8 protein-coding genes are annotated in these 10,417 nt (G+C 64.2%); 2 read left to right on the top strand and 6 right to left on the bottom strand.

All coding sequences use genetic code 11. The features are described 5' to 3' along the window. Positions 1-160: 160 nt before the first annotated feature. Positions 161-1,465: an MFS transporter gene (locus Q0O95_RS11600; RefSeq protein WP_293698763.1), complete on the bottom strand. Its 1,305-nt coding sequence runs from the start codon at positions 1,463-1,465 to the stop codon at positions 161-163. Continuing rightward, positions 1,462-2,685 carry a M20 family metallopeptidase gene (locus Q0O95_RS11595; RefSeq protein WP_366516487.1) on the bottom strand — a complete coding sequence of 408 codons (1,224 nt, stop codon included), beginning with the start codon at positions 2,683-2,685 and terminating at the stop codon, positions 1,462-1,464. The genes Q0O95_RS11600 and Q0O95_RS11595 overlap by 4 nt, the downstream gene beginning before the upstream one ends. Positions 2,686-2,734: 49 nt before the next feature. On the opposite strand from Q0O95_RS11595, the gene Q0O95_RS11590 reads away from it, so the two are divergent. Together Q0O95_RS11590 and radA are read left to right on the top strand one after the other, a co-directional pair. Beyond that, positions 2,735-3,814 (top strand): Lrp/AsnC ligand binding domain-containing protein, encoded by a 1,080-nt coding sequence (locus tag Q0O95_RS11590; RefSeq protein ID WP_293698766.1) that lies wholly within the window; start codon positions 2,735-2,737, stop codon positions 3,812-3,814. Between the two features lie 51 nt (positions 3,815-3,865). Then, positions 3,866-5,236 carry a DNA repair protein RadA gene (gene radA / locus Q0O95_RS11585; RefSeq protein ID WP_293698760.1) on the top strand — a complete coding sequence of 457 codons (1,371 nt, stop codon included), beginning with the start codon at positions 3,866-3,868 and terminating at the stop codon, positions 5,234-5,236. A 150-nt stretch (positions 5,237-5,386) separates the two neighbouring features. On the opposite strand, the gene Q0O95_RS11580 is transcribed toward radA, so the two are convergent. The 4 genes from Q0O95_RS11580 to Q0O95_RS11565 form a co-directional block, all read right to left on the bottom strand. Further along, entirely contained in the window at positions 5,387-6,025 is a 639-nt protein-coding gene (locus Q0O95_RS11580; RefSeq protein ID WP_293698758.1) for a hypothetical protein, read from the bottom strand. Positions 6,026-6,094: 69 nt separating this feature from the next. Then, entirely contained in the window at positions 6,095-6,598 is a 504-nt protein-coding gene (locus tag Q0O95_RS11575; RefSeq protein ID WP_293698757.1) for an amino-acid N-acetyltransferase, read from the bottom strand. A 580-nt stretch (positions 6,599-7,178) separates the two neighbouring features. Next, positions 7,179-9,407, bottom strand: coding sequence for a bifunctional UDP-sugar hydrolase/5'-nucleotidase (locus Q0O95_RS11570; RefSeq protein ID WP_293698755.1), 2,229 nt, complete (start codon positions 9,405-9,407; stop codon positions 7,179-7,181). Between the two features lie 180 nt (positions 9,408-9,587). Continuing rightward, a partial coding sequence (locus tag Q0O95_RS11565; protein WP_293698754.1) for an AAA family ATPase occupies positions 9,588-10,417 on the bottom strand: 830 nt, incomplete at its 5' end.

The raw sequence follows: 10,417 nt of genomic DNA, 5'->3' as shown, positions 1-10,417 counted from the left end.
GCCTACACGACATTTCGAGTGTCGCACCTTCGGCCGCTCGGACACGTCACCAAGGGGATAGTTTACGCACAACGACAACCCCGAGGCAAGCTGCGGTGCGAACCGTGATCTCACCCCGCGAATCCGCGCGATAACGCCCTGCGCGCATCCGGCTGTCCGATTACCTGCGCTGCTTGAGGTCGATCCCGCGAGTTTCGGGGATGATCAGCGCCGTGATCGCCGAAATCACCAGCAGTGCGACAGCGTAGCCCGAGAACAGCAGCGGACTGCTGAAGGAGGTCATCCATGTCTGCAGGTACGGGGCCGTCCCGCCGAAGATCGCGACGGCGAACGCATACGGCAGCGCCGTACCGATCGTGCGGATGCCCGTCGGCAGCAGCTCGGCGTACATCGCCGGTGCGATCGACATCGCGCCCGCCATGAAGAACAGCTGGATGCTCATGGCCACGACGAGTGTCCATGGCTGGTCGCTCATGAACGCGGTGACGGGGAAGAAACCAGCGGCGACACCGAGCACACCGATAATGAACACTGGCTTTCGCCCGATGCGATCCGAAAGCCATCCCCAGAACGGCAGCACGAGGATGAAGATCGCAGTGCCGACGACGCCCGACCAGAGCGCCGTGCTCTGGTCCATGCCCAGAACCCCGGAGGCGTACGTCGGGGCCGTGACGCCCCACACATAGAACGAGACGGTGATGCCGACCGTGAGACCGATGACGGCCATGAGCGGTCGCCAGTTTCGCCCGAGCTGACGCCACAGCGACTCCTTGACCTTCTCCGTCGCGGTCTCTGCCTTCTCGTGCTCGAACGACTCGGTCTCCTCCAGCTTCGCTCGCATCACGAGCGCGTAGAGCCCGAGCACGGCAGCGAGCAGGAACGGGATGCGCCATCCCCAGTCCGCCATGAACTCCGGCGACAGGAAGGTCGTCAGCAGCGCGCCGAGCAGCGTCGCGGAGAGTATCCCCGTCGTGCCGGACACATAGATGAAGCTCGACCACAGCCCGCGTCGCTCCTTCGGCGCCGCCTCCGAAAGGTAAGTCTGCACGGCCGGCATCTCGCCGCCGTGCGCAAGCCCCTGGATCAGGCGCGCGACGAGCAGCAGCAGGGATGCGAAGGAGCCGATCGAGTCGAACGTAGGGAGCAGCCCGATCATGAGGCTGCCGACGGAAGCGAGGATGATCGCGAGCACGAGCGAGAACTTCCGGCCCATGCGGTCGCCGATCCAGCCGAACAATAGGCCGCCCAACGGGCGCGCAACGAACCCGACCGCGAAGATCGCAAGCGTCGACAGCAGCGCACTCAGGGGGTCCTGTGTGCTGAACATGACCGCCGCGATGAACGGCGCGAAGGTTGCGTAGATCTGCCAGTCGAACCACTCGAGTGCGTTGCCGAAGCCCGTGCCGATCAGAATTCGTCTCGGCTTCTGCTTCGTCCTCGCCTCGGTCGTCGGCGTCGTGGTCACGGTGTTCTCGTTTCGTCGGATGCCGCTGCCGCGAGTCGGCGCAGCGCCAGTTCGGTGAGGAGCGATGCGCCGTCGAGCAGAACCTCGTCGTCGAACTGCGCATACGCGGAGTGGTTGAAGGGAGCGTCAGCGGGATCACCGTCGCCCACGGCAGCGCCCAGGAGGATGAACGCGCCGGGCACCTCGGCCAGCACACGCGAGAAGTCCTCCGAAGCGGTCAGCGATGTCGGCACCTCCTGCACGCGCTCACCCCCGAAGAGATCCTCGGCGGTCGCGAGCGCAAAGGTGACCTCGTCGCCGTCATTGACCGTCGGTGGATACAGCCGCGCGTAATCGACGTCGACTTCGACGTCATGCGCATCCGCGATGCCGCGGTACAGGCGACCGAGTTCCTCTTCTACACGGGTCCGGGATTCCTCCGAGAAGCAGCGCACCGTCGCATCGAACTCGGCGGTCTCCGGGATGATGTTCTGCTGCGTCCCCGCCCGCACGACGCCGACACTGACAACGGCGGGGTCGAGCGCGTTGAGTTTGCGGGTCAGCGTGACCTGCGTCGCCGTGATCATCTCGGCCATGGCTGCGACAGGGTCCTTGGCGAGGTGCGGCGCGGATCCGTGCCCTCCCGCTCCCGTCACCGTGACTTTGAAACTGTCGGCGGAAGCCATGAGGGTGCCCGGTTTGCTGAGCACCTGCCCGCGCGGGAACGCGCTCGAGAACACGTGCAGTGCATAGGCGGCATCCACTCGTCTGCCCGCGGCTTCGAGCACTCCCTCGCGCAGCATGTAGCTCGCACCGTCGAAGCCTTCCTCGCCCGGCTGGAACATGAACACGATGTCGCCGTAGATTTCGTCGAGTTTCGCGGTCAATAGATGCACTGCGCCGATCAGCATCGCGGTGTGCAGATCGTGGCCGCATCCGTGCATGCGTTCGTCGAGTTCGGATGCGTACTCGAGCGACGTGAGCTCCTGCAGCGGCAACGCATCCATGTCGGCCCTCAGCAGCACGGCGGGGCGCTCGCCCGCACCGGATGCGGTGCCCCTGAGAACAGCCGTCACCGAGCTGAGACTCTTGCCGAGGGTGAGCTCGACAGGGAGGCCCGCGAGCTCTTCGACAACCAACTGCTGGGTCCACGGCAGGTCGAGCCCGACCTCGGGGTGCCGGTGCATCGACCGCCGAATCGAAACCATTCGCTTTTGCAGATCCAGGAGATCCGTGCTCACCCTTACGCCCTTCCCCTATGAAGCCAGTACTGAGTACGCTAAGTGCGTGATGCTCACTCGCGATCAAAGAAGTGAAAACAATGCATCCGAGAGAGAATTTTCGGAGAATTCATGCACACCGGATGACCAGGAACTGCTCACCGAGGACGACCTCTCACTGATCCATGCCCTGCAGATCGCGCCACGCGCCGGCTGGTCTCAATTGGCGCCCGTTCTTGGCGCTCACCCGAACACGATTGCGGAGCGCTGGGAGCGCATCCGGAGTCGCGGGCTCGCATGGATCACGGCGCACGAACTCGGAACCTCGCAGACCTCCTGCCTCGGGCTCATCGAGGTCGACTACGAACTCGCAGAGCGCGACACCGTTATCGAAACGCTGAGCCGGATTCCCGAAGTGGTCTCCTTCGATCTTTCAACACGGAGCCGCGACCTGCTGCTGCTCGCGGGAGCCCCTTCCGTCGGTGAATTCTCGCGCGACGTGCTCGACCGGCTCGCCGGCATACGAGGGATAACTCACTATCAGACGTCATTCTGCACGCGCGTGTACCGAACGGGCGAGCAGTGGCGGCTGTCCTCGCTCAGCAGCGAGCAGCAACGTCGGGTGGGACGCCTGAATCCTTCGAGCAATGCTGACGAGACTGGATCATTCGAGCCGTCGCCACAGCTGCTCGACATCCTCGCGCACAACGGTCGGGCCACGGCCGCCGACATCGCGCGCCTCACGGGAGTGCACGCCACGACCGCCCAGCGGCAGCTCAACAAGGCGAGGCGGATGCCCTCGCTGCTCTGGCGTTGCGACGTGTCGCAGGCCGCCGCCGGCTACCCCATAACCTGTCACTGGTTCGCACGACTCGCAGCCGATCTCCACGGGCGGGCCGCCACCGAGCTTGCGAAACTCCCCGGCGTGCGGCTGTGCACTTCGACGACGGGTGCCACGAATTTCCTCGTCACGATGTGGCTCTCCGGCATGGAAGAAGTGGCCAGGATGGAGGAGCAGCTGCTCGAGCTGATCCCCTCGATGCAACTGGTGGAGAGCGCCGTTACGATGCAGATCATCAAGCGCTCCGGATGGATGCTGACCCCTGACGGGCGCGCGACGGGCGAGGTCGTCCGCCCCGTGTCGCGCTGAGGCATCGTTCGGTTGACCCTCGTGTCGGCGGCCGCGGGTAGCGTTGTAGCCATGGCGAAAGCGCAGAGCTCTTTTCGATGCACGGAGTGCGGCTGGACAACCGCGAAGTGGGTGGGCCGCTGCTTCGAGTGCAACGCGTGGGGCACGGTCGAAGAGGTCGGAGCCGCCGCGCTCGGCAAGCACGCCGTCACCGCGGTCTCCCCTGCCGCGTCCTCGCGCGCCGTGCCGATCACCGAGATCAAGGCCGCCGACACCCCTCGCAGACCGTCCGGCATCGACGAGCTCGACCGCGTCCTGGGCGGCGGTATCGTGCCGGGTGCCGTTGTGCTGTGCTCGGGGGAGCCGGGGGTCGGCAAGTCGACGCTCCTGCTCGAGCTCGCGAGTCGCGTTGCGAGCAAGCGTGGGCGAGTGCTCTACGTCAGCGCGGAGGAGTCGCTGCACCAGGTGAGGATCCGCGCGGAAAGGACCGGCGCGCTCTTCGACGACCTGCTCCTCGCGAGCGAAACGGATCTCGCGACCGTGCTCGGTCATATCAACGAGACGGAGCCCTCGCTCGTCATCGTCGACTCCGTGCAGACCGTGACGAACACCGCCAACGACGGCATCGCCGGAGGCCCGAGCCAGGTTCGCGACGTCGCCGCAGCCCTGACGAGGCAGGCGAAGGGGTCGGGCATCCCGATCATCATCGTCGGTCACGTGACGAAGGACGGCAACGTCGCAGGCCCGCGCGTGCTCGAGCATCTCGTCGACGTCGTCGCGCATATCGATGGAGACCGGCAGAGTGCCCTGCGGTTCATCCGTACGACGAAGAACAGGTTCGGCCCCACCGACGAGGTCGGCTGCTTCGAGATGACCGGCGACGGCATCGTCGAGGTGCCGGATCCGTCGGCACTGTTCCTGTCTCGCCAGACCGAGCCCATGCAGGGAACGTGCGTGACCGTGGCGATGGAGGGCCGGCGTGCGATCCCGGTCGAGATCCAGGCGCTCGTCGCCCCCAGCGCGACACCGCAGCCCCGTCGTGTCGTCAATGGCGTGGACGGCAACCGCGTCGCCATGATCCTCGCGGTGCTGCAGCGGCATGCGGGCATAACGTTGGCGCAGAGCGATGTGTACGTTTCGACCGTCGGCGGTCTGAAACTCAGCGAGCCCGCGACCGACCTCCCGATCGCCATCGCCATCGCGAGCTCAGCAAAGGGGTTCGCCCTGCCGCACGAAGTCGCAGCGATAGGCGAGATCTCTCTTGCCGGAGAAGTGCGCAAGGCGACGCTGGAGGCCAGGAGGGCGTCCGAAGCCGGGCGCCTCGGCTACCGAGACATCATTCACGCGAGCACGGGCACCGTTGTCGCTGCGATCGCGCAGGCGAAACGTCTCGCGGCGCAGGCCGCTCCCGTTGCCGAGCCGCAGGGCATCCCCGAATTCTGAAGCGTGTTGCGGCAGTAGTCGCGCATTTGCTGTGACAATTGCCAACTTCGGTCGCCTCACGGTGAGAACGCTCGACCCACCACAACACACCGCGCCCAAAACGTGCGCGATGATCCCTGCCTTGCAGGAAATCGCCTCATCGGCGATTTCCTACTGCAGCACGAACTCCCGTGTGCCCTGCGATTCGATTCCCGCAACGACGACCGTGAGCGTGTACTCCGTTCCGTTCGCGGGTACGCGATCGAGTTCCTCATCGCAGTTGCCTTCATCGGAGTATCGACGATCCCACTCGATCGGCTGCGTTTCACGCGGCTCGTCGGGTTCGAGCGTTACCAGTTGGTCGACACGATCCGACATGCAGTCGCTCGACTGGAAGACCGTTTCGCCGCCCGCGCTGATGACGTAGTCCTGCTGCGTCGTTCCCACATTCACCTGGCAGGGCACATTCCCGCCGTTGACCAGCATGAAGTGCATCAAGACTGGGTCACCGCTGCCGTACGACTGCTGGTCGGTCATCGCTTGAATCTCGATCACGTCGATTTCACACGCAGGAGCATCCGAGGGCAGCCCGTCCGGCCCCAGCCCGTCGTAGTCGACCGTCACGGATGGGGATGGGCTGGGTTCCTCCTCGAGTTCCGTCTCCGTCGGTGTGGGCTCCGTTGCGTCCTCAGTTGCGTCGCCGCTGAACCACCAGACGGCCGCCCATACGAGACCGGCGACAAGCACAACCGCTACCAGCACCGAGTAGGTGCGAGCGCGCCGCTGTTTCGCCGTGAGTCGTTTCGCCACGCACTCAGGGTAGAACATCGCGAGCGGCGCACCGCCTCGACCCGCGAGAGCGCGCGGAAGGGCATCCCGTCACCCCAGCTGCTTCAGCATTCTCGTGTTGCCGAGCGTGTTCGGCTTCACGTGCGCGAGATCCAGGAACTCGGCGATGCCGCCATCGTTCGAGTGCAGGAGCTCTCGATACACGTCCGGGTCGACGACCTCGTCCGCAACGGCTTCGAACCCCTGCCCTGCGAAGAAGTCGGTTTCGAACGTCAAGCAGAACAGCCGTTGCAGGCCGAGCATTGCGGCACGCTTTTCGAGCTCGATGTAGATGTGCTTGCCGATTCCCTCGCCCATCGCGCTCGATTCGACCGCGATCGTGCGTATCTCCCCGAGGTCTTCCCACATGACGTGCAACGCACCGCAGCCCATGACTCTACCGTCGACTTCCGCGACGACGAACTCCTGAATCGCTTCGTACAGGGTTACGAGTTCCTTGCCCAGCAGGATTCGTCGGATCACGTACGGTTCGATGATGTCGTGAATTCTCCGTACGTCCGCCGGCAGTGCCTGCCGGACAATGACCTCTCCCACTGTGCCTCCTAGTTCAAGATCGTTCCAGAGTACCGCGGCGGATCAGTGCAGCTGACCCTGGCGTATGCACTTGCACGGAAACCGCTGAGTTCACCAAAGACCGACCAACGGTCAGTCATTCCTGCACGAACGCCAATTTCCCGGTCTTCCGCGCCCAAGATCTGTTTCGCATGGAGCACGCGGTCGCACCAACCCCACCAGCACCGAGAAACGGCGATAACGCCGAAAACCGGCAAATACTGCCGATTCTCGACGCGGAACTCGTGTATCGCCGCGTTTCGACACGGAGACCCCGCCGAACCCGCTTACCCCGAGTCGCTTCGTCGAACCAGCTTTCTGCCGATCGGGAGTATGAAGCATTCAGCCGATCACCCGGCGCAACTCGAACCACTTGCTTTCACTGAAATCAGCCGAGAAATCAAGCATTACAGCACGAAACGTTACTTTCCAAGCACTCCGGGACACAAGAACACAGGCACACAGGGGCCGGTGTAGGCGCGCACAAGATTCACCCGGCGCCCCGGACACAACAGCGAAACGAGGGGATGCGCTCGGCATCCCCTCGTTCACGTGTGCAGTGCTAGCTGCGTCGGCGGCGCAGCTGAACAGCGCCTCCCGCGATCATCGCGAGCAGTGCGAAGGCGAGCAGCGCGTAGGGCAGTTCTGCCGCGGTTTCGGGCAGGTTCCCGTCGCCACCCGTGTCACCGTCGCTGTCACCCGGGTCGGACTCGCTGGGGCTCTCCGAGGGGTCCTCGGTCGGCGTAACGTCGTCATCGGCGGGTACGACCTGGAGCTCGAACGGGATGTTCGTGCCCGAGTCGGTCTGCAGCGAGAACTCCTCCGTCGTCGGCTCCGCATCCTGCTGGAACAGCCACTCGAAGAAGGTCACGGTCGCGAGCGAGCCGTCGGATCCAGCGGCCTCTGCGTCACCCTCGCCGGCGGGAACCGTGAAGCTGACCTCAGCGTTGTTCTCTACGACGGGCGCTGCAGCGATCTGCTCGTCACCGTAGTAGACGTACAGCGACTCGGACTCCGGAGTACCGAGCGAGGTGAGGTCGACATCGTTCACCGTGAACTCGACCTGGCTACCGGCCTCGACCGCGCCCGTCGGCAGACCGACGATGTCGAGCTGCGAGCGAGCGAAGTCGGGTGCCAGTGGCGAGTTGGCCTCGACGTAGTCCATGAAGCCGTCGGAGTCGATGATGCCGCCGTCACGCGTGTCCGTTCCGTCGCCGAGCGTGAAGAAGTTGTCACCTACGCCCGAGGTCAGGAAGCTCGGGATCGCCACCCGGATCTCCTGGTCGTCGGTCACGGGCTCGCCATCGATCCAGATGCCAGTGATGCGCTCCCCGCGGTCCCGGCTCGAGTCGGACGAGTAGCGAACGTTGTCGCTCAAGCCGAGCTGCAGGTAGCTGCGGTCAGCGCCCTCCGGCTGCCACTGCTCCTCCAACGTGTCCTTGAGCTGCGCGCCCGTCAGGGTCGTCGTGAAGAGGCTGTTGGCGAACGGCAGCACGTCAACTGCATCGCGTACCGTCAGAACACCGTCGTCGGTTTGGTCGTACACGAAGTCGCTGCGCAGACCACCCGGGTTGACGATGCCGATTTCGGCACCACCGCGCTGCTCGCTCTCGAGCGCGTCGCGGTACATGTTCGATACGAGGGTTCCCATGGTGGATGCGCTGCCTCGGTCGTCGCGATCGTCACCGATGTAGGCGGTCGTGATGTCTGCAGCCTCCTCGAGAGAGCCGATCGGTACGCTGCCGAGCTCATCCGCAACGGAAATCGCATCGTCAACGATGCCCGACACGGCATTGACGCGCTCGTTATCCTCTGGGATCTCAGTGTCGGCCGTGGAAACCAGTTCGAACCCGTCGAGGTCGACCTCGACATTGCCGTCTGCGTCGATGACCAGCGGAATCTGGCCGATGTGCGAGGCGTACTCGCCCGCCTGTACGACGGGGCGCTCTCCTCCACCGGCAACGGGTGCGAGCCAGTTATAGGGCTTGTGGGTGTGCCCGTTCAGAATCAGGTCGACCGAAGGATCGGTGTCTTCGACGATCTCACGGAACTCCCGCTGATCCTGCATCGCGGCCTCGAGCGCAGTCCCCTGCTCATCCTGCGGAGCATTCGGGCTCAGCTGCACAGTGCCGCCGGCGTGGTACGCCGCGATCACGATGTCGGCTTCGCCGCTCTCTTCGAGTTCTGCGGCTTCACGGTTGACGGCTTCAACGGCGTTCGTGAACTCGACGCCCTGAATGCCGTTCTGGTCGACGAGGCCAGGAGTCTCCTCCGTTACCGCGCCGATGACAGCGACCGTGATGTCGCCGATCTCGAAGGTCTCGACGCCACCGTCAGCGACCGGATTGCCGTTGTACGTGACATTCGCGCCAAGGTACGGGAAGTCGGTCTCGGGTGTAATGCGCTCTTCGAGGTCGGCGATACCTCGGTCGAACTCGTGGTTGCCCAACGCACTGGCGTCGATCTCGAGTGCGTTGAGGACGTCGATCGTCGGCCGATCTTCCTGGGACGAGGAGTTGTACAGCGTGCCGCCGACGCTGTCACCGCCCGAGAGCACGAGGGTGTTCTCCTCGCCCTCGACCTGGCGCAACTCTTCTATCGTCGCTGCGAAACCGACGGTCAGACTCTCGTAGTTGTCGATACGACCGTGAAAGTCGTTGAAATAGAGGACGTTGACACGAGTTTCGTCCTCCTGTGCCTGTGCTGCTGCGGCGCCCGGGATGGCCAAAGCAGCGGCAAGGGCGGCAGCAGTTACTGCGTACGCCTTGCCTCTTCTGCGAAGCGTGGTCACTCGGATTCTCTTTTCTGTGTGCAAAGAACATGACCGGAAAGGGGTTTCGACCCGGCCCGATGAACCGGCGTAACTGGGCACGCCGATGATCACCCTCAATAAGACAACCACGCAAATGGGGCGGGATCAAGCCCCGCCCCATCAGTTCACGCACTATTCAGCGCGCGGTTTCCGCGTCGTTCAGTCGTCGCTGTCGCCCTCGGAAGCGCCGGTGTCGGCATCCTCTGCATCGCTTCCTGCGCCAACACCAACCGCCACGGGCTCCGGCATCTCGTGGTCGAAGGCGAACTCCTCGCCGTCCCAGTCGACCTTCACGTGGTGGCCAGCGAGCAACTCGCCGTGGAGAATCTTCTCGCTCAGCGCATCTTCGACGTTCCTCTGCACAGCACGACGCAGCGGGCGAGCGCCGAGCGACGGGTCGTACCCGAGCTCGATGAGGCGGTCCCTTGCGCTGTCTGAGATCTCGACCGTCATCGCGCGGTCCATGAGGCGCTCGGCCAGACGCTTGATGAAGAGCCCGACGATCTGTCGCAGGTCGTCTCTCGACAGCTGCGGGAAGACGATGGTCTCATCCACGCGGTTCAGGAACTCGGGGCGGAAATTCTTCTTCAGCTCCTCGTTGACCTTCGCGCGCATCCGGTCGTAGTCGCTGTCGGCGTCGCCCTCGCGAACGAACCCGACCGGGCCTCCCGCGATGTCCTTCGTACCGAGGTTGGTCGTCATGATGATGACCGTGTTCTTGAAGTCGATGACGCGACCCTGACCGTCGGTGAGACGACCCTCTTCAAGAATCTGCAGCAGCGAGTTGAAGATGTCGGGGTGCGCCTTCTCGATCTCGTCGAAGAGCACGACCGAGAACGGCTTGCGCCGCACCTTCTCGGTCAGCTGGCCGCCCTCGTCGAAGCCGACGAATCCTGGAGGGGCGCCGAACAGGCGGCTGACCGTGTGCTTCTCACCGAACTCGCTCATGTCGAGCGAGATCAGGGCGTCCTCGTCGTCGAACAGGAACT

Source organism: uncultured Agrococcus sp. (assembly GCF_945915485.1).
GTDB lineage: Bacteria > Actinomycetota > Actinomycetes > Actinomycetales > Microbacteriaceae > Agrococcus.
This window is presented reverse-complemented; position numbering and strand designations above follow the sequence as displayed.